Source organism: Pantoea trifolii (assembly GCF_024506435.1).
Lineage (GTDB): Bacteria > Pseudomonadota > Gammaproteobacteria > Enterobacterales > Enterobacteriaceae > Pantoea > Pantoea trifolii.
This window is the reverse complement of the sequence record NZ_JANIET010000003.1, coordinates 46,542-66,674: the sequence shown is the minus strand read 5'-3', so window position 1 is coordinate 66,674 and position 20,133 is coordinate 46,542. Positions and strand designations below refer to the sequence as shown.

14 protein-coding genes and 1 pseudogene are annotated in these 20,133 nt (G+C 47.4%); 9 read left to right on the top strand and 6 right to left on the bottom strand.

Annotation, left to right across the window (positions count from 1 at the left end; translation table 11 throughout):
* Window positions 1–571 precede the first annotated feature (571 nt).
* The 3 genes from NQH49_RS23245 to NQH49_RS23230 all read right to left on the bottom strand — a co-directional run bounded on the left by NQH49_RS23245 (window position 572) and on the right by NQH49_RS23230 (window position 7,649).
* Entirely contained in the window at window positions 572–1,642 is a 1,071-nt protein-coding gene (locus tag NQH49_RS23245; protein WP_176973216.1) for a RepB family plasmid replication initiator protein, read from the bottom strand.
* 3,818 nt (window positions 1,643–5,460) lie between these two features.
* On the bottom strand, window positions 5,461–6,444 hold the full coding sequence (locus NQH49_RS23235) for a ParB family protein (protein ID WP_256699173.1): 984 nt from the start codon (window positions 6,442–6,444) through the stop codon (window positions 5,461–5,463).
* Entirely contained in the window at window positions 6,441–7,649 is a 1,209-nt protein-coding gene (locus NQH49_RS23230) for an AAA family ATPase (protein WP_222185884.1), read from the bottom strand. The genes NQH49_RS23235 and NQH49_RS23230 overlap by 4 nt, the downstream gene beginning before the upstream one ends.
* 575 nt (window positions 7,650–8,224) lie before the next feature.
* On the opposite strand from NQH49_RS23230, the gene NQH49_RS23225 reads away from it, so the two are divergent.
* Entirely contained in the window at window positions 8,225–9,100 is an 876-nt protein-coding gene (locus NQH49_RS23225; protein WP_256699172.1) for a hypothetical protein, read from the top strand.
* 520 nt (window positions 9,101–9,620) lie between these two features.
* On the opposite strand, the pseudogene umuC reads toward NQH49_RS23225, so the two are convergent.
* Both umuC and NQH49_RS23215 read right to left on the bottom strand, forming a co-directional pair.
* Window positions 9,621–10,796, bottom strand: a pseudogene (umuC, locus tag NQH49_RS23220) (translesion error-prone DNA polymerase V subunit UmuC); the annotation flags it as partial.
* 513 nt (window positions 10,797–11,309) lie between these two features.
* A complete protein-coding gene (locus NQH49_RS23215) occupies window positions 11,310–12,143 on the bottom strand; it encodes an enoyl-CoA hydratase/isomerase family protein (RefSeq protein WP_256699261.1) in 834 nt (277 codons plus the stop codon).
* A 102-nt stretch (window positions 12,144–12,245) separates the two neighbouring features.
* On the opposite strand from NQH49_RS23215, the gene NQH49_RS23210 reads away from it, so the two are divergent.
* Window positions 12,246–12,605: a winged helix-turn-helix transcriptional regulator gene (locus tag NQH49_RS23210; protein ID WP_256699260.1), complete on the top strand. Its 360-nt coding sequence runs from the start codon at window positions 12,246–12,248 to the stop codon at window positions 12,603–12,605.
* 218 nt (window positions 12,606–12,823) lie between these two features.
* Here the strand turns inward: NQH49_RS23210 and NQH49_RS23205 are convergent, their stop codons facing one another.
* On the bottom strand, window positions 12,824–13,225 hold the full coding sequence (locus tag NQH49_RS23205; RefSeq protein ID WP_256699259.1) for a MarR family winged helix-turn-helix transcriptional regulator: 402 nt from the start codon (window positions 13,223–13,225) through the stop codon (window positions 12,824–12,826).
* Between the two features lie 110 nt (window positions 13,226–13,335).
* Here NQH49_RS23205 and NQH49_RS23200 point away from each other — a divergent pair, with 110 nt between their 5' ends.
* The 7 genes from NQH49_RS23200 to bhsA all read left to right on the top strand — a co-directional run bounded on the left by NQH49_RS23200 (window position 13,336) and on the right by bhsA (window position 20,125).
* Window positions 13,336–14,286, top strand: coding sequence for an alpha/beta hydrolase (locus NQH49_RS23200; protein ID WP_256699257.1), 951 nt, complete (start codon window positions 13,336–13,338; stop codon window positions 14,284–14,286).
* Window positions 14,287–14,514: 228 nt separating this feature from the next.
* On the top strand, window positions 14,515–15,327 hold the full coding sequence (locus NQH49_RS23195) for a helix-turn-helix transcriptional regulator (protein WP_256699256.1): 813 nt from the start codon (window positions 14,515–14,517) through the stop codon (window positions 15,325–15,327).
* Window positions 15,328–15,426: 99 nt separating this feature from the next.
* Window positions 15,427–16,842 (top strand): NAD-dependent succinate-semialdehyde dehydrogenase, encoded by a 1,416-nt coding sequence (locus NQH49_RS23190; RefSeq protein WP_256699255.1) that lies wholly within the window; start codon window positions 15,427–15,429, stop codon window positions 16,840–16,842.
* 331 nt (window positions 16,843–17,173) lie between these two features.
* Window positions 17,174–17,854, top strand: a complete 681-nt coding sequence (locus NQH49_RS23185) for a type 1 glutamine amidotransferase domain-containing protein (protein WP_256699270.1) — start codon at window positions 17,174–17,176, stop codon at window positions 17,852–17,854.
* Between the two features lie 154 nt (window positions 17,855–18,008).
* Window positions 18,009–18,764, top strand: a complete 756-nt coding sequence (locus NQH49_RS23180) for an alpha/beta fold hydrolase (protein WP_256699254.1) — start codon at window positions 18,009–18,011, stop codon at window positions 18,762–18,764.
* Between the two features lie 135 nt (window positions 18,765–18,899).
* Window positions 18,900–19,721: an alpha/beta fold hydrolase gene (locus NQH49_RS23175; RefSeq protein ID WP_256699253.1), complete on the top strand. Its 822-nt coding sequence runs from the start codon at window positions 18,900–18,902 to the stop codon at window positions 19,719–19,721.
* A 143-nt stretch (window positions 19,722–19,864) separates the two neighbouring features.
* Window positions 19,865–20,125: a multiple stress resistance protein BhsA gene (gene bhsA, locus NQH49_RS23170; RefSeq protein ID WP_256699252.1), complete on the top strand. Its 261-nt coding sequence runs from the start codon at window positions 19,865–19,867 to the stop codon at window positions 20,123–20,125.
* Window positions 20,126–20,133: the final 8 nt, after the last annotated feature.

The window sequence follows — 20,133 nt, the reverse complement described above, 5'->3', positions numbered from 1 at the left end:
TAAGACTCCTCCCCGGCTAATTTGGTCAATAATCATACTCATTGTGTGATGAGGACTTGCTGTAAATGATGACCACTATAGAGAGTAATGACCGCTATGGAGAGTAAGAGCGCTGTCTGTTCGAATGACTGCTATGGAGAGTGATTATCGATATGAATTCAAAGACTGCTATGGAGAGTATTCGGAGAGTATAGGTATTTGTCTCGGTCAAGATGCTTAGGACCGAGTGCAACTTACGAGAGTCAATAATTAGTGTTAGTGCCTACTAACATCACTGCTTACAAGGGTTGCGGGGTTAGTGACTACCAGGGCGGTTGAGAATATTGGCCGAATATAGTCGGCTTATACTCTATATAGCAGTCGTTTTGAAATAGAGAACATTTCATTTCCTCACTATAGCGGTTAAGAAGATTACATCACAAATGACTGCTATAGCAAGTGAATTGGGGATTCTCGAACCATCTCTCCCACGTAAATGACCGCTATAGAGAGAGGCATCTCTCTATAGCGGTCAACAAACCAGGAAGTGATGAGCCTCTTTCTAAAACCGACTGATTGCGGAAGATGAGGATTAATTCTTTTTGCTCTTCCTGATGGTTTCAAGCATTGCAAGTTCTTCTTCTGACAACATCACCATTTTGCCGGCCGGCTCCTTCTTGGCTTTTGGAGCCGCCCTCGCTTTCACCGGCTTCTTAGCGGGTGCGATTTCAACTTCATTGTCCAGTTCATCTTCAAGTTCAGGAAGACTGATTGGGATGTTTGCAGGTCTGAGCTTCGGCTGACGATAGTGGATCGAAAAGTAGATCGTCGATCCTCGTTTGAACTCTGTGTAATCGAGATAACCGATCTCTTTCAGCTGCTCCATAGCCCTTCTTACAGTGGCATATTGAGTATTAGGCCGAGAGGTCAAATTTAACCGAGCCTGGAGGCGCTGCATGGACACCGGGGCGGGATCTGGGGGTAAGCTCTCGATGAAGGTGTAAAGTGCCTGTGCAGACTCCTTACGCGCTAATTCGTTGATAGCTCGAAGCTGGAGCAACACCTTGCGATCAAATTGATAGAGTTCAAAGATCTTAGGATCGGCTTGCAGGGTCACAGTGTCATTTTTGACACTGTATTTTGCTGACTGAACCAGGTGCGTCACGTAGTACTCACCCTCTTTGTTGGCAAAGTGGATGGTATTCGTTGCAATGCGTGTCAGAGAGGCTTCCAGACGCGTTCTAAGCTTCGCAGACGAGCGTAATGATGGGATGCCACAGAGTTTGGCGAAATCAACGAAAGGAAGCGTTACGCTATCTCCCAGCACTTTATACTTCGCAAAGGCATGAATGATCCCGACCCATGCTTTGAAGTCGTTATCCATATCAAGACGTGCACCCGTGATCTTGATATTTTCATAACCTTCAGCCTTTACGATCGTCAGCTGTTTCAGCTCATCGGTGACGTCCATTGTAGACATCTGATTTTTACGACCATTTGCAGTGGATTTAAGCGTGGGAACAAATAGACCCAGCCTCATCAATGCAACAGGCTGAACAGTATTATTACTGTTAGGTGTTAGGTGAACAACTTCACCGGTTCGTTTGTCTGTTTCACTGAAAGCATCAGCTATCAGATTGATTTCTTGTTCTTTTTTCGGCATTTGGAAAATCCGTGATTTGAACAAGCGATAGTCGCCGTTACTCGTTACAGTGGATATTATCACTCACTACAGCGGTTATTCTACTCACTATAGCGGTTTAATTACTCTCTATAGTAGTCTTTCTACTCGCTATAGCAGTCAGCGATCAACGCTAAAGCCTTGTCCAGCAAGGCATCAGAGCGATCCGGGATCTGTTTGGAACATATAGGTTCTTATTAGGATCTGTTATTGGATTTATGCAGTTGATAACTTTAAAACCAATAAATTGCCCATTTTGCGTGCTGTTTTCGGTGCATAACTATTTAAAACTTAGAACACAGAAAATGTAGTGGTTTAACCGAACCTACGAGCAGCAGGTGTTTGACCATAATTTCGATTAACTGGCTTATTAACAAGCAAATCAGCTCGTTACTCACTATAGCAGTCATGATGTTCTCTCTATATTGGTCATCTCTGCTCTCTATAGCAGTCAAGATGCTCGTTATATTGGTCATTACACTCACTACAGCAGTCATCGACAGGCGTTTAGCCCACAGTTAGCAAGGCCTGTGGCGTTGTCGGGATCTGTTTAGGATCTCAATGGGATCATATTGGGATCAAGTTATTGGATCTGACCTGTGGATAATGGGGATAAATAAAGGAACGCTATAAGCCTGTAAGTTATATCCAGTCATACTTATAAAAGGGTAAGAACCGGCCTCACTGATGACTGGTCATCGCATTGAAACAGTGTGTACATACGGGGATACTGTGACTTGTGCTTGTAATGATTGAGGATTTCTACTGAGCTTGTACTAAACACCGCTTCTAACAGAGCTCATATAACAGTACTGATGCTTGGCTTCTGGATCATAAACGCGTTGTTAACTTTCAACAGCAACTCATGATGACTGCTATAGAGAGAAGATGACTATTGTAGTGAGTATCCACATTAGCCTTCGTTCCAATGAGTTGGTATGGGTTTACTTAGGTGTGAGTAGCTCGTGCAACGCTAAAGACCGCTGTAGTGAGTAACTTACTCGCTATAGTAGTCATTTGGATTGAGATTACCCATGACATACACTTTCCGTTTTCAACAAAATCTAGCTCGTCAGGCCTTTCACATTCCCTGTAAGCAGTAACAAGTGGCGACACTTGATAGTGTTGAGTGCAGTCTCATTCCTTCTCAATGCCATGATAAATTTCATTTTTAATTGATCACTTGTGTAGATGCTTACCTACACATCGATCAGATCAACCGCCATTAATGGGGGAATCCAATAAGCATCAAGTGAAATCTTCAAAATAGTAGAAGCAGGATTTGTTGAGAGAATGGCGTAATAAAAGGGCTGTTAAAAGAAGATGAGTGATGGCTTAGATCTGTTAGAACAAGAGAAAGTAATCAGTAACTTACTGATGTAAATACGTAAAAACGTAAAAACGTAAAAACGTAAAAACGTATAATACACTTCTCTTTTAATGGGTTAGAAAACTTTTGAACTCTACCTTGGAACACTTTTTTTATACATCCCCAACATTATTTTGCTCAGCAACACCTCTTCTTGCCGGCTTTAAAGCATCAGCTGTACCGCAAAACCGTAGTAACAGGCCGTTTAAAAATTAATTTCCCAAGGCATTTAACACGAATTTTCCACTAAAAGTCTCATATCTAAGTACGTCAAATGATGGAATTGGAGAGCAGACTCTGAAGTGTTTGATGGATAATCAGCGAGTTGAGGACCTTTATTTCGCATAATACCCCAGGGCACTAAACCTCGTGAACGCTATATCATCCTGAGACGATTACCCGAGTCTATAGCCTAATCAGCACAATCTAGTGCTGTCTGGCACATAATGGCGATGCTCAACAGAACCGAGATTTAAAATTCTAGCGAAGCCGTAATGCCCTTCCCTACCTTCCCCCATTGTTTAAACTTCAGGGATTTTACCACCCCCCTGATTTAAAGCCGTTCCACATCATATGTTCTTGAGACGATGTAGCTTGGCAACCTCAAATGGTGAAATGAACGCTTGTGCCAGGAAACTGGTGAATTCAAGTTGACCGTAGCACGGAGCATAACCTGAAATGTGGTTACACCTTGAAATGACAAATTGATGCTTAGGGGCAATTTTACACACCAATTTGTGACGCGTTCTGGTGAATTCTGCAGAGGATTGGTGCAGCGAAGTCACTAAAATTCACGTAGCGACGTCAGTGCTAATAAACGATTGTTTTTAAGGGATTCTTACAGGGAAATACAAATCCAGCACAAGAAATGTGGCAGAATTGTGTTTAAATCAACCTTCAGCTTTTTTCCACGATATCTCCCCCACCCCAACCAAGCTATCCACTCTTAGTTCTCAATCTAACGATTTTATTTCACCACAGCAAAAGTTATGTCATTCGTATCGGCTTTGGTATGCATTACCTAATGCACTTTGATGGATACCTCCCTGTGTTAGTCATGTCGGCATCAGGATTGTGAGGCTATCTCCAGGAAGAGACGTTTTTCCGACGAATAGATCATCAGCTTTTCCACGCGGCTGAAGCCATGGTAACTAGCTGCAAGCACGCCATTTCAGACACTACCTCCTCTGTCCGGTGTAAGAAGTTTGGCGGCATCGAATTCCTAAAGTGAAGTACATTAAGTCACTTTAAGAAAAGAATGCCCGGTTCATGAATCTGCTTGCCGAAGTCATACTGGCTAAAGAGGCGTTTCAGATGGCTCTGGCCCAAAAGCACTGACGACAGATAAATCACGGGAAGTCGTGGAGTTTATGTGTGTGACAGGTCTGTCGCAGTGACTTGCTTTCAGGCTCATAGATTTGTACATGTAGAACTGCCTCTATAAGTCGCAGCGTCCAGCTCCTTGCACCTTTTTAAAAGACGCATCAATGACCTGTATTCCGAATGCCGGCGCTTTAGTTATCGCTATATCTGGTGGCTTTTGATGCGTGCAGATCTATGTGTCACTCACAAGCGAATGAATGGCATTTATCATTCTAACGTCCTTTGCGAGAAGCGTAGGCAGCACTGTAAAAGGCTGGTGGCTGAATGGCTTCCACTTTCTTGTACGAATGCACTGAATCTGGTCAGGTTGATGAAGGTCATCATGGAAGCACTCGTCAGCTGTCGCCATAATAATTACCTGACCTGTATAGATGATTACACGGATGCTAGCCGGACGATCACCGCTGCTTTGCAGTCAGGTCACATATATTCTGGACAGTATCGTGCTGTTACGTGGCTACCCGGCGACGACGAGGACTGTTCAGAGATCAGCATTTACATGCCAGACTCTTAAAACATCATGTGGAACCAAGACTCATCCAGCCGGGTCAGCCGAAACAGTACGGATCTAATGTGAGTCCAAATGGAAGATTTAGAGATGAGTACCTGAATGAGCTAGGTTATCAGCGAGAATAATTACGGTAGGAATACTATTGATGAGTGTCGGCAGGATTATAATAGGTGTAGTCCATATTCAGCGCTGAATGGCGAGACTTAAACTGAATGTGCCGCGGTCAGGCACAACGGGAATTATTATGGAATGATGACCTGAATATGGAAGCAAAGCTTGGGAGATGGGTATGACGCGCCGATTTTAAGTTACACCCAAGGTCACTCCACCTCTTTCCCGCTATCCTTTTCACATAGCGCGAAGCTTGTTTGTTTAATGATTTTTAAGATGTGCTTTATGGGAATTTCAATGTGAAATATTTTGGTTTTTTGTATATATGACAATTGGTTAGAATGCTTTTGGGAAGGGGCGATTTAGTGACTGCGTTTGAAAGAGGCACAGCTTCAGTTAATAAAGCTGTGCCTCTTTGGATGCATGTTAGCTATTACCTTCAGCTTGCATGCGTGCTATTACAGCTTTAACAGCAGCATCAAGTTCTGCTTGATAGGTCGCCGGGAGGCGTGAGAACTCATATGTGACCAATCTTTTTTCACTGTCGGTTTTCTTGCGGGCAAACTGTTTCTTGTCCTTAAAGTCAGCTATTTTTTCAGTGACGACTTGCTTGGGACCGCGTTTGTTTTTCACCCCGGTATTTTCTGCACGGAAATATGCGATAATTTTCGCTTTTACATTCGGGTCTTCAGGTGCATAAGAGACATCATTATCAATGCGTTCTTGCACCGCTGCAGTGAGTTGCTCGATGGTTATATGCTGGGCCTTAGCTTTGTCAGCAATATCCAGTAATGTCTGATAATCGTTGATGGACAACTCACTAACTGAAGGAAATACGGCGATCATTTCGTCTGGTACAGCTGCGGCTTGATATGCTCTGGTGACTTTGGCTGCAGACAACCCTTCAGCTTCAGCAATGTCAGACTTATTCATATCATCCGGGTACATCAACTGAAGACGCTTTCCAAGCTCACGAAGCGTATGCTCCTTGGCTGTCTGGATATCGATAGCAAGCTGACGCGCATCTGCAAGGCTAATTTCGTCACGTGTAACCAGCACTTCAAACGATGTGCCATTAAAGATGCAGGCTGCACGTCGGCGTGAACCATCCAGAACCTCAATTCGCCCATCCATTTCGCGGGCAATAGCCGGGAAGAACTGCTGTAACTTGATCGTTCGCGCGATATCACTAACAGATTCCGGGGTCAGAAACGCTTGGTCACGACCGTTTATCGCTGCATCCACGTAGGTGTTTGACTCGATATCATCATGAAGCACCCTTGTAAGAGTAAAGCTTGCTTCTGCACCTGATTTTAAAGTGAAAACGCGCTCGCCATCGATTTCATTCAGCGTTTTAGAGAAGCCTGTTTTACCGAATTGGCGGCCAAGTTTTACCATTTCTTTTTTCACTTAATACCTCTTACAAACTCAATTCGCTTAAATACAGCTTGCGTAAAACGCTCAGCTTCGCGTTTCGCATTCTTAAGGGCTTCAGCACTACCCGGATAAGAGTGAGGATCTGCGCTGACAATAGTGTCGAAACTCTCACCGCAACGCTCAAAGCCATCAAGGCGCGGTAGTGAGGCGTCGAGAATGTAGGAAGTAAACACATCACGAGCCAGACCATGCGTCATTTCATGATCCCGCTTAGACGTCATTTTCGACATAAAACCGATATTACCTTTGATACGGGGAGTGATGCCCTCCTCCTCAAGCTGCTCAAGCATCTCGGGCAGGCGCGTCAGATACTTCAGCGTAGAGTGAAAATCTACCTGTGCCGGCGGCGTAGGCGTTAACAGTAAATCGCTGGCGGCAATGGCGTTAAGCATAAAGGCATCTAGATGCGGACCCGTATCAATAAAGATGAAGTCATAGTCCTGGCCAACACGATCAATAATATTCCGGCGCAATACATCAGAGGGAAGAACACCCGGTAAATGCTGATTAACCAGGTCATTCCATTGGCTAGCAATAAAGCCATCATCAATCGAAGCTGGGATGATATCCACGCCAGGAATGATGGTCGGCTTGATGATGTCTTCTTTGATTTGTTCAGCATCCAGATCGTTCAACATAGCCTGAGCTGCTGTCTCGACGATTGAGCCAATACTATTCGTGTGATTAAGGAACATGGTGCTGGATGCCTGTGGATCAAGGTCAATCACCAGGGTACGCAGGTCATATTGTAATAGGTCTGGGTGAACACGCAGGCCATGAGCAAGGGTGACCGTAGTGACTGTTTTTGATACGCCACCTTTAAGGTTAACCACAAACACAACAAACGGACCTTCGCCTGCATGAATATCGCGATACTTTGGCACTTTGCGATGAGCGTAAATATCAACCACATCCTGGATGGTTAATGCATAGTGCTTGGCATTACCGGCGTCCTTTTTGCCAAACACATGCCCTTTAGATTCCATTTCTTCTACCGCTTGTTCAACAGCGCGGCGGCTAAGCTTAGGTAGATTAGCTACCGAATTTCGCGTGAATGTCTGGTAATACTGATCGAGGCCGTATTCATTACGTCTATCAGTGATGTCATCACTCATGCTGCGAAGCATGGCATTTGCCCTACGCGCTGTTACGTCTACCCCACCGTAATTACTTTTCATTACTCCGCTCCGTTGGTAACTTTTGCAGCCAGTGTACAGCTTATGATGCTGCGTGCAACTTTTAACGGTATTCTTTAAAAAGTTGTACCGAGCATGAGATATTGATCCCACTCATCATTGCTCATTCAGCAGCCTTCTTTCTTCTATAAGCGAACGCCTTTCAGTCAATGGTGATGCTTTTTGCTGCACCCTGCCCTCTTCTCTTAACTCAGACTACGTGATGAAAAATCGCAAAATCACCCATAGTTATTTCAATGTTAAGTTTATGAAAAATATAGGGTTTCGTTTTTTATTTCAGATTGAAATTCCCTTGAGCATTTGCGTTCCCCCCGCCAGTTGAAGCGAAGTGATACCTTGTTATCCTATCAAACCTTTGGATAAGATTTCTTAAATGTCTTTCATCAGGATTACGTACATTCAAGGTTATTGCTCTACTCACTCGTGCAATTTTATGGCGGCAAATAGACCGTGGGTTTCCATATTTTTATTCTGCTTCTACAGACCTATAACCAATCTTGGAAATAGTGAATTTATAGATACAATGCCCTATCAAATGGAATGTTCAGGATGGATTCATGGCAATGATAAAGACTTCAGCTCTACTTTCTCTTCTATCACTCTTCACTTTCGGCGTGAGCAGCTCTGAGTGTTCACCTCAGCAAGTTCAAAATAACAAGATGAATAATTTCATTCTCTTTGATGAGCAGCCTTCAGCTGACACTCCCAAAACAATGAAACTAACCATCGAAAGCCGTGATGGTTTCATCCACAGTTCAGTTTCAGCTATTTTCAGCCGTTGCGGAGAATTGATAAAAGCAGAGTTCGCTAAGGAAAAGAACTACCAAACGGGAAGTCGAGTGCTAACGGCGACCTACTCTGCCGAAATCAACAAAAAAGAGTATGGCTGGAAAACAAATTTGAAGTTTAATAACGCCATGAATGATACGGACTCAAAAAAGAAAACCGAACTCTTTAGCCAGCAAGTTGAGGGCGTGATCTTATTAGGGGAAAATGGAGTAATAAGTAAGTCAGGCGAAAGATTTGAGGCAATGACAGGAAATCTAAATCAAATTGGAGTAGCGAAGACATCTTACCGTTTCGATGCGACTGAGCGGTTACTTAGCACGGATAGAAGAAGTAATTTTCGTTCAGATAATGCTAAAACAATCTATGAATATGATGCCAGTAGACGCCTCCTTCAGAAACGCTCAGCGTCAGTATTGGACATTTATTCCTATGATCAATCAGGTAGAGAGTTCAGTTTAACTTCTACAGCGACCTATTTCACCATAGAGAAGACAGTGACCACGTGCCAGGAGTGGAATGAATTGGGTAAATGCATATTGGCACACCAGCGTATAACTATAACCACTCCCAATGCCAAGTCTGGTGTTAGTTCTGTTCAGAAGCATGATGCTACCCTCAAAACATCTATCACCTATTGGGAGTGATCATAGACGTAGAACAGAACTATTTCAGATGGGGTTATGTGAGTAATGGCGTCACGATGGGAGTTAAAAGTACTAACTGGTGTCGAAACGAATTAAAACCATTAGAGAACTTAGGGAGCTGTCTACAAAAATGCCCCGCCGACATTTAGCGTTCTTACAATTTCAACCAGATTGAACAGGCCTGGAAGATGAGTGTCATTCCAGGCCAATGGTGCATGATGAATTGATTCTCACATTGGAAACACTTCAGGTGTGTAGTTCATTGCGTGAACCCCTTTCAACGACATTTCGATTTCCCTTGTTTCTTGGGAACTCGAAAGAAACCGGATGTTAAGTTTAGCGCTCACTGAAAATGGTTATAACCATGATCCTGATGCATTGATCATCGCCTCCACGTCATAGGTTCAATCCCTGTTATGAATTATCTCTATTATTATCTGCTAGTGCGGAGGTACCGCTAAATTGGCGACCGGCTATTTACGCTCAAAGGGCATCTCATCCTAAAGCGTGCTGTCAGGCTCTAATACACTCTGGCTACAGGGATCTCGTTCCAGTTGGTAGTCCAGGCGTTACTCAACAATTCACGTTTCATTTTCCACTCTGTATCGACACCCTGACCAGCAAACCACACATTGCCAAGTCCGGACTGGTTGATACCATCCAGAACCTTCATGAGCTTTTCGCTGTTGGGCCGAGGTTGATTTTCATCGAACAGATTCAACTGGCTCACTCCATTAGGCGTAAAATCATCGAGCATGACGCCGGCTTTCATATACCTTTTTCCTTCAAGCCAGATTTGATCAAGGGACTTCATCGCAACATCAATGATCTCTCTGGTATCTTGCGTAGGAAGCGAAAGCTTCATACCTGCAGTGTTGCCATAGTAGATCTCATTGTGTGCATGGGGTGACGTTTGAATGAACATGCTGACATGGCTACAGTATTGACGTTCACCGCGTAGTTTTTCTGCTGCACGCGTTGCGTACTGGCAAAGTGCTTGCTGCATGGCAAACTTCGTTGTGATGCGTTCACCGAAGCTACGACTACAAACGATTTGCTGCTTGGCTGGAGGAAGCTCTTCTAAGGGTATGCAGGATTCGCCGTTAAGCTCTCGCACAGTACTCTCCAGAACAACGCTGAAGTTGTCACGGATGAATTTAGGATGAGCGCGTGAGAGATGGAGCGCGGTTTCAATCCCCAGCAGGTTTAGTCTTTTAGCAATTCGCCGGCCAACTCCCCAAATCTCCTCAACAGGCTGATTTTCAAGAAGAGTAGTGGTGCGCTTTGGATTGCTGGGCGTTAGCGCCAGTACTCCACGGAATTGTTTCCACTCTTTACTTGCCCATTGAGCCGATTTGGCCAGTGTTTTTGTGGGGCCCATACCCACGCCTACGGTTAGTCCCGTAGTTTCAAGTACGTGTTTACGCAGACGTCGGCCGAAATCTTCAAAGTTTTCGCACCCGTCTATGCCCGTCAGATCCAGAAACATTTCATCAATACTGTATTGCTCAACCCTTGGTGTGATCTCTTCAAGAGCGGTCATTACACGCTGAGACATCGAGTGGTAAAGGGCATAGTTGCTACTGAAAACATAAATCTTTTCGGGGTATTCTTGCGCCTTAATCTGAAACCACGGTGCGCCCATTTTGACGTATTTTTTTGCTGTGGCACTTCGGGCGATAACACATCCATCGTTATATCTGAATTACGCTAACAGTTAGTTATATATAACAATCTGATTTTAATCACTATTTAATTGCTAACTCTTTCTATGTGTTTGGTCTCGGTGGCTTACTTAAGCTAGCAGGGTTGACTGACCTGTTCCATTTTGATTAGTACACCCCCGACGTTAGTGTAGTGGTGCACTAAATTTGGCCACTGGAACAAATATGTAAATGTCCGCTTCACGCCCTGAGACATTCGACAAGCTTTTTATGGCCTAAGTAAGGGCGAGTGTCGTGCTTCGACGCCAGCACATTGAATCCTTTCATCAATCCTCTGACAGGCGTAACCCCCAACACCTAACGTTTGCTTATAGTATAAAGCAGAGGTTAGGTGTTGGGGGGGAGTAGCAACCTTATGGAAACCACCTTCTTATCGTCGAGTAAGCTGATCGATTCTTTGGGCATTCATTCTGCAAATCGCTTTTAACGCGCCTGTAAAACTCGGTTTCTCAAGAGGGGCGGGTTCAGTTGCAGACGTGGCATATCTACAGGTCCAGTCGGCGAAGTAAATCCTCCAGATTCCTTTCGCCGTCTTTTGTCTGCGCGTCTGCCTTGAGCGCGCCGCGAACGAGTTTTTCGGCGGCGGGACGGGCGAACAGACTGGCCCAAAGGTCGTTCTCACGAAGAAAGCCTTCGCGCAAGTCTGCCAGGGGCACGGCCTGCTTGGCCGCAGCAATAACGCCTTCGGGCAACGCAGCGATGTTTCGCGCGAGCCGATCAACGAACCCGTCGAGTTCCGCTGCAGGCAAAGCCCGGTTAATCCATCCATAACGCTCTGCTGTGGTCGCATTGATGACATCGGCGCCCAGAATCACCTCAAGCATGCGACCGCGCGTCATCCTGGCAGACAAATACTGCGTGGCGCCGCCTCCTGGTATGATGCCCATCAACGCCTCGCATTGGGCAAGTCCCGCCCGTCCTTCTGAGGCGAATACCATGTCGGCCGCCGAGACGAATTCAGCCCCGCCCCCCCTCGCCACTCCAGTGAGCTTGACGATGGTGACCCGCGGCTGCTCACGCAGCAGTTCCCCGAACGCCTGGAACGGATTGAGACCTGCTGGAGCTTGGCGAACAAATTCGTCGAAGGCGTGCGGGTCATCGATTAATGTCATGTCTACGTGGGCGATGAAATACTCTGGATCCGCACTCTGGAATACAAGCACTTTAGTGCTTTCATCGGCGCGAACGGAAAAAAGGAAGCAGCGCATCTCGCGCATTAAAACGGCGTCGAGAACGTTGACCGGCGGGCTGTCGATCGTGATCGTCGCCACGCCATTGGCGCGGGAAATGTGAAGCCTGCTGTACTCGGTATCGGGCATTTCGGTTTCCTTGGTTGGGTAGACTATCAGGCTCATGGTGCTATTTAGATACTTGGCGTCAATTACGCACCTTAAGCATCCTAAGGATGCCGGAGAATACCAATGTTTGAGACCGACCCTATCTACCGCGCCGACTGCCCAAGTCGTGTGATCCTCGACCAGATCGCTGATAAATGGTCGATGATGGTGCTGACGGTATTGCGAGAGCCCCGTCGATTCAATGCTATCAAGCGCCGCCTCGATGGCGTCACCCAACGCGTGCTGACGCAGACGCTGCGTAAGCTGGAGCGTAACGGCATGGTTACTCGCAAGGTGTTGGATGGCCGCGTGCTCGGCGTCGAGTATGCATTGACGCCGCTCGGGCAGTCATTACAGGAACCGTTTTCGATACTGTTCGACTGGACAGTCAAGAACACGAACACCATTCAGGATCACCAGCGTAGCTACGATGCGCGAGTGTAGTGGCACACTGAATTTGCCCAGATGGATTTGAATTAGATGAAGATTTTCTGGTGTTAGGTGTGACACAACTAACTGAATATCTACCGGTTTAAATGACGCCTCAGAGTTATTTTAAGATGATTCAAAAGAGAGGTGCCCATGAAAAAGTCACGATTCACCGAAGAGCAGGTCAACTACGAGTTGACCCATTTATTCACTCAGCCAACGGCGGGCTTCTGTCACACAAGTTTTGAAAGTAGACGTTCTAGTTCAGCCCGTTCCTGCGCCTTCAGTCGCGTCAGGCGCTTCTCGAAGCTTGAAGACAGCGCCAACGTTGCTGCGTCGAGTGTGCGTCTGCCTTCTGAAGTTAGCACCAATCGGTGTCGGCGCAGGTCTCCCTCATCGATCTCGCGTCGAACGAATTTTTTTGCAACCAAGTTGCGCAAATAAACTGTCACGCTGGCCTTTGGCAACATCAAACGTTTGGCAAGTTCGGCCGGATAGCGGCACGGCTCAATTTCGCCAAGTACAAAAAATTCCTTCGTTTCCAGCCTGAGCGACGCAAGTTGTTCGGCGCATTCGTTCATAACGAGGCCAAGTACACGGTGGTTCAGAGCCCAGATGTTTGCAGCATCGCTCATCCATTCCGCCCGTACTTACTTATAGTACATGACTGAGATTGTTTATACATATTCTAGTTCCATATTGTACTATATTATCTTCAATAGTATTTTACTTGGGAAACACCACTATGAACACTGTCCAATGCCGGTCCACCACCTTTGCGCGTGACACTTTTGCCATCGCCGCCGACCTGTACATGCCTCCCCCAGGGGATCCCTTGAAGCGCTATCCCGCGCTTGTCATCACCGGGCCGGGTAGCAGCGTTAAGGAACAGATCGCCGCCAACTACGCGCGCGCGCTGGCAGCACGGGGATTCATCGTTCTAACGTTCGACCCTGCCTATCAAGGTGCGAGTTCCGGCCAGCCACGTGATCTGGAAAGTCCGGCGGCCCGTATCGCCGATCTGCGCGCTGCCGTCGATTTCCTGATTAGGCAGAACCAGGTTGACGACGGGCGTATTGGCATGCTGGGCGTTTGCGCCGGCGGCGGTTACGCAGCAGCCGGAACGATGATAGACCATCGCGTAAAGGCCTTGGGGGTCGTGGTACCCAGCGATATCGGCAGTGCTTTTCGAAAAATGGTTGCAGCTGATGATGGCCTCAACCGTCTCCTGGAAACCATAGCAGCGCAAGCGATAGACGAAGCCCACGGCGCTGCGCCGGTACTGCATCAATGGATCCCTGATACGCTGGCCGAGGCCAAGGCAGCGGGTATAGCGGACATCGATATGCTGCAGGCTATCACTTACTACCGAACCGAGCGCGGACAACACGCAAACTCCACTAATCGCCGCCATTACTTGAGTGATGCGTTAATTCTTGGCTTCGATGCTTTCCATCTGGCGGAAATCCTGCTCACACAGCCGGTGCAAGTTATCGTTGCAGGAAACTCTGCGGGGACAACCGGCTCTTTTGAAGATGGTTACCGACTCGCTGGGTTGGTTCGAGCTGCTCAGCCGGTCCTTGAAATCGCAGGCGCACGCCATTATCAGATGTACGACGTCCCGGAGTACGTCGATCAGGCGGTGGATCACCTCGACCACTTTTTCACGCGTCAGTTGGCAGTAACCCACCGTTAGCGCGAATATAGAAAGATGAAGTACCAATGCATTCTTGCCTCTTTGATAGAAAGGCAATTTCAGTCGGATACAGTTCTCTACTCCCGTGGCTACCAATGTTAGCCACGGAAATGAAGGATTTTTTGCATAAATTGTACCTTGAGCATAGGGTTCAGATGAAAAAATAAGAAATTCATCCGCATCTTGATGAAGCGTTGGCCAAAGAGACAAATTTACAGGCAGACTATTATGGTTAAAAAAACCACGTCAGAGCAGCGTCGTGAACTTGGTGCTTTCTTAGTAAGCCGGCGCGCACGACTTAATCCTCAGGACTTCGGCATGCAACAGGGTGCTCGCCGTACACCCGGTTTACGTCGTGAGGAAGTCGCCGTCCTGGCTGGAGTCAGTGTGAGCTGGTATACCTGGCTTGAGCAGGGGAGAGAGATTAAACCTTCGGCAGATGCACTCCAGCGTATAGCCAAAGTTCTTAAACTGAACAGAATTGAATCATCCCATCTTTTTGCTCTTTCACCGCGCGAAGAGCCGGTACCCCATCCCCTCGCGGATGGTGTGAGTGATGGCCTGAAAAGTTTAGTGCGCGCTATCGATCCCATTCCGGCATATGTGAGAAATGCCCGACTTGATATTCTCGCCTGGAATGATGCTATTGCTGATTTGTTCATCGATTATGGATCGCTGGAACCTCATGAGCGTAATACGTTGCGACTGCTGTTTCTATATCGTCCATATCGCACGCAGATCCTGGATTGGGAGCTGATGGCCCGAGGGATGATCTCCGTTTTCCGCGCGTCACGCGCCCATGCTCAGGACAAAAAGCCTTTTGACCATCTCATTGAAGAACTTTCTGAAAAAAGCCCGGAATTCAAGGAGTGGTGGCTGGATACGGAAGTGAAAGGCATGGGAGAGGGGAGCAAGCGGCTTTTGCATCCCACTTCTGGGCATATAGAATTTACCTACGTTGCACTCACGCCAGAGGGGAGACCCGACCTCTCTCTGGTGACCTATATTCCCCGGCACGTTGCCTGTGACTCCCAGTCATAGGATAACAAGACGCCTTCCAGGGATGATTCGACCTGCCTAAACTGGATTTTATCGAAGCACACAACGTGCTTCTCTTAAACCGTTTATGAGGCAAAAACTATGTCATCCCAACCTGTCACACAGAATACGCTTTCTCTTGATGTCGCGACCTCGCGTAATCCTGCGACGGACGAGTTGATCGCGACTTATGCATTCCAAACTGCAGACGAAGTAGAAGGTATGCTGGCGGATAATAACGCGGCTTTTCGCCTTTGGCGTGCTACTCCCATGTCGAAACGCGTAGAAGCTTATCGTCGTTTATCCGCGATTCTGCGCGAGCGTTCAGAAATTTTGGCAGGGATCATCACCGCTGAAATGGGAAAAACCCTCGCTGCTGCCCGCGCTGAAGTTGAGAAGTGTGCAGTGACTATTGATTGGATTGCCAGCAATGGCCCGGCAATCCTCGCAGATGAGCCTGTTTCTGTCGAAAATGACGATCAGGTACATGTCTCCTATCTGCCGATTGGATCTATTTTGGCCGTCATGCCCTGGAACTTCCCTTTATGGCAGGTCATTCGCGCTTCGGGCCCGATTATGCTGTCGGGTAACGGTTTTATCCTCAAGCACGCGCCCAATGTGATGGGCTCTGCCTATGCTTTGCAGGATGCTTATGAGAGTGCAGGCTTCCCTAAAGGTTTATTCGCCAATCTTATTGCTGATAACGAAACTGTTGCAGAGGTGATTGAGGATGATCGCATTGCCGCAGTGACACTGACGGGGAGTATGCGGGCGGGGTCTTCCGTATCGGCGATTGCAGGCAAAGCATTGAAAAAAAGCTTGCTTGAGCTGGGTGGATCAGACGCATTTATCGTGCTCGCTGACGCCAATATTGATTTGGCTGTTACAGCGGGTGTTGAAGCGCGATTCCAAAATGCGGGCCAGGTGTGCTTAGCCGCGAAACGGTTTATTTTGGAAAAACCCATCGCGGAGGAATTTACACAAAAATTCATCGCGGCCGTCAGACAGTTGAAGGTTGGCGATCCGCTGGACCCGCAAAATAGGATCGGGCCCATGGCGCGAAAAGATTTGCGTGAAGAATTACATCATCAAGTAGAACGAACTCTCGCAGCCGGCGCGACACGTCTTCTTGGGGGGAATAAAATCGCGGGCCCTGGCAACTTCTATGAGCCTACCGTATTGGGTGAAGTCGGTCCGGGAATGGCTGCATTTGATGAGGAAACCTTCGGCCCTGTAGCAACTATTACTGTCGCAGATGACGTTGAGCATGCCATTGAGCTGGCAAATATCAGCGATTACGGCTTAGGGGGCAACCTTTGGACCAGTGATGTTTCTCGTGCCCAGCGAATCGCGCGGCGCTTAGAAACAGGAGGCGTATTCATCAACGGATTTTCTGCCACGAATGCACGCATCCCGGTTGGCGGGGTGAAAAAGAGTGGGTATGGTCGCGAGCTCTCCCACTTTGGCCTGCGTGAATTCACAAATGCTCAGGCAGTTTGGGCAAAGAAAGTTGACTAAGTGCATCATCGATAAGTAAAAGGACGCAGTTGAATAAGCTTTAAAATTTGTGGCTTACTTCATCGTGACAGGCATCCGCTATGACAAAGTGTCCTGAGATGAAAAAGATGAAGAGTTTTATTAATTATCTGTAGACGACCAGTCTATTATGAGTTAGCTTACACACATGGCAACGGCGACCAGGCGACATAGCACGACAGCCGTTCCGGTAGAATGAAACAGCACGCAGAGTTGGCCGGAATAGTAGGCACGGGTAAACACATTTTTATTTAAGAACGCATTAGACGACTGGTCTAATTCAGCTATTGATTTGAAATGCAGGAGAGTAATGATGAAAATTCTGATGGTCTTAACCTCACACGACAAGCTGGGCGACACCGGCCGCCAAACCGGCTTCTGGCTGGAAGAGCTGGCCGCACCTTACTACGCCTTCGAAGACGCAGGCGCGGAAATTACGCTGGCTTCACCGAAAGGCGGTAACCCGCCGTTAGACCCAAAAAGTAATGAGCCTGACTTCCAGACCGAACAGACCCACCGCTTCGAGGCAGACGCTGAAGCAACAGCACACCTGGCGTCAACGGTTCGCCTCGACAGCGTTTCACAAGCTGATTACGACGCCGTTTTTTATCCGGGTGGTCACGGCCCTCTGTGGGACCTGGCCGAAGATAAACACTCCATCGCCCTTATCGAAGCCTTCCTGGCGGCAAACAAACACGTCGCTCTGGTCTGCCATGCGCCTGGCGTGCTGCGCCACGTCAAAACCCCGGAGGGAAAACCGCTGGTAGAAGGCCGTAAGGTCACCGGTTTTACGAACAGCGAAGAGGAAGCCGTGGGCCTGACGCAGATTGTGCCTTTCCTGGTAGAAGATGAGCTGATTGCCAAAGGCGGGATTTACTCGAAAGGGGCGGACTGGAGTTCTTATGTGGTCAGCGATGGCTTGCTCATCACCGGGCAAAACCCAACGTCCTCGGCGGCGGCAGCAGCCCAGCTAATTAAGCAGCTTAATGCATAACGGTTAATCACGTGGGTAAGCAGCTCTTTAAGCACCCCCACACAGCAAATCTAGACAACATTACACACCTGAATGTCCGTCCGCTGGCCTGTAAGGCAGGGAGCCATGATGTCAGGGTATTAACTTAAAAAATGACAATTGAAGGAAATTAATCATGTTTAAAAAATCGTTTACTACTCTGGCTTTAAGCCTGGTTCTGTCTGTTTATGCTCAGTCTTCAATGGCTGCGCCGGTAAAAAACATCGTTCTGGTACATGGTGCTTTTGTTGATGGCTCAGGTTGGGATCCGGTGGCTCGCATTCTGAATAAAGCTGGCTACAAAGTGTCGATTGTTCAGGAGCCGCAAACCTCGCTGGCTGATGATGTCGCTGCGACTCGACGCGTTCTGGCATTACAAAGTGGTAAATCACTGCTGGTTGGCCATAGCTACGCCGGAATGATCATCAGTGACGCGGGAAATGACCCCTCTGTTGCAGGTCTGGTTTACATCGCAGCGTTCCAGCCGGAGCAAGGTGATTCATTGCTGAGTCTGGCCAAAAAGTATCCGCCGGCTGCTCAGTCAATTACTGAAACGCCAGATCACTTCCTTTATATCAAACCTGAAAATTTCCACGCGGACTTTGCCGCTGACTTGCCCGTCAAAGAAACAAATCTGTTGGCGCAATCTCAACTCATGCCTGCAGTAGCAGCATTCACTGCCCCGGCAGGCGTTCCGGCATGGAAAACGAAGCCTAGCTGGGCCGTCGTGGCGACGCAGGATCGTGCTATTAATCCAGAACTGGAGCGCTTCATGGCTAAACGTGCGCACAGCACCGTCACTGAATTGAAAGGCAACCATGCCATTTACGCATCACAGCCAGAAAAAATTGCGGCGGTGATCGAAAAAGCGGCACAAAGCTTATCTCAGTAAACATCAGTTAAATGCTTTCTAGGCCAGTCATTCTTTCAATGACTGCCCAGTGTAAAAATCAATATACGAAGAAAAATACTTTTAAATCAAATGCGCCGCCCATGAGGCGTCGCCAACAGAAAAGAGAATAAAGAAATGAAAACTATTCAGGTGAAAGACGGTTCTAAGATTGCATATAAAGACTTTGGCAAGGGACAAACCATTATTTTCTCCCACGGCTGGCCATTATCAAGTGATGCATGGGACGCGCAAATGTTGTTCTTCGGTCAGCAGGGGTTCCGTGTCATCGCTCACGACCGCCGCAGCCATGGCAACTCGAGTCAGACGTGGGACGGCAATGATATGGATACCTACGCTGAAGATTTATCATCACTCATCGAGCAGTTAGATCTCAAAGACGTTGTTCTGGTTGGACATTCGACCGGCGGTGGTGAAGTCGCACGCTATATCGGTACGTATGGCTCGGCGCGCGTCAGCAAAGCAGTACTTATCGGCGCAGTACCTCCCGTTATGCTGCAAAGTGAGAAAAATCCTGGCGGTCTGCCTATGGAAGTGTTTGATGGCATCCGTGCTGCGGTCGAAAAAGACCGTTCTCAGTTCTACAAGGATTTGACCACGCCGTTTTTTAACTATAACCGTTCGTCAGAGACGCCTTCTGATGGTGTGAGAGAAAGCTTCTGGCTTCAGGGCATGCGGGGTGGGATCAAAGGTCAATATGACTGTATCAAACAGTTCTCAGAGGTTGATTTCACTGATGACCTTAAGAAAATCGATGTGCCAACCCTGATCATGCATGGTGATGACGATCAGATCGTTCCGCTGGCCGACTCTGCCATTCTGTCCGCGCAACTTGTCAAAGATGCGCAGCTCAAGGTCTATGCAGGATTTGGCCACGGGATGACAATCACCCAAGCCGGGACGATTAATGAAGACCTGCTGCGATTCATTGAAGAGTAATGCGATAAGGGACATACAGGGTCCCCATTTATACCCGTTTCCCAGGCATTGAGCGAATTTTTAAAATGAATTCAGTGCCTAAAAATATACCCCCTTGCCCACGCTTAACGTGTGCTTAAAAATAATTTAATGAGGATATGATCATGAAAAACGTAACTAAAGCCTTTGCTGTAATCGTACTGACTGCCGCTTCTTTTGCCACTTTTGCCGCGACCGAAGTCAACGCTGTGCCTGTGAAGGGGCAAAGTATTGGAGTGATCAACGCTTCAGCTGTTGGAAGCAATTTGAGCGACCTGCAGGACAAACTGGCGGCGAAAGCGACTGAACATGGCGCAACGTCTTACCGTATTATTTCAGCCGGTGGCGATAACCATCTGTACGGTACTGCTGAAATCTACAAATAAGCTCTAGC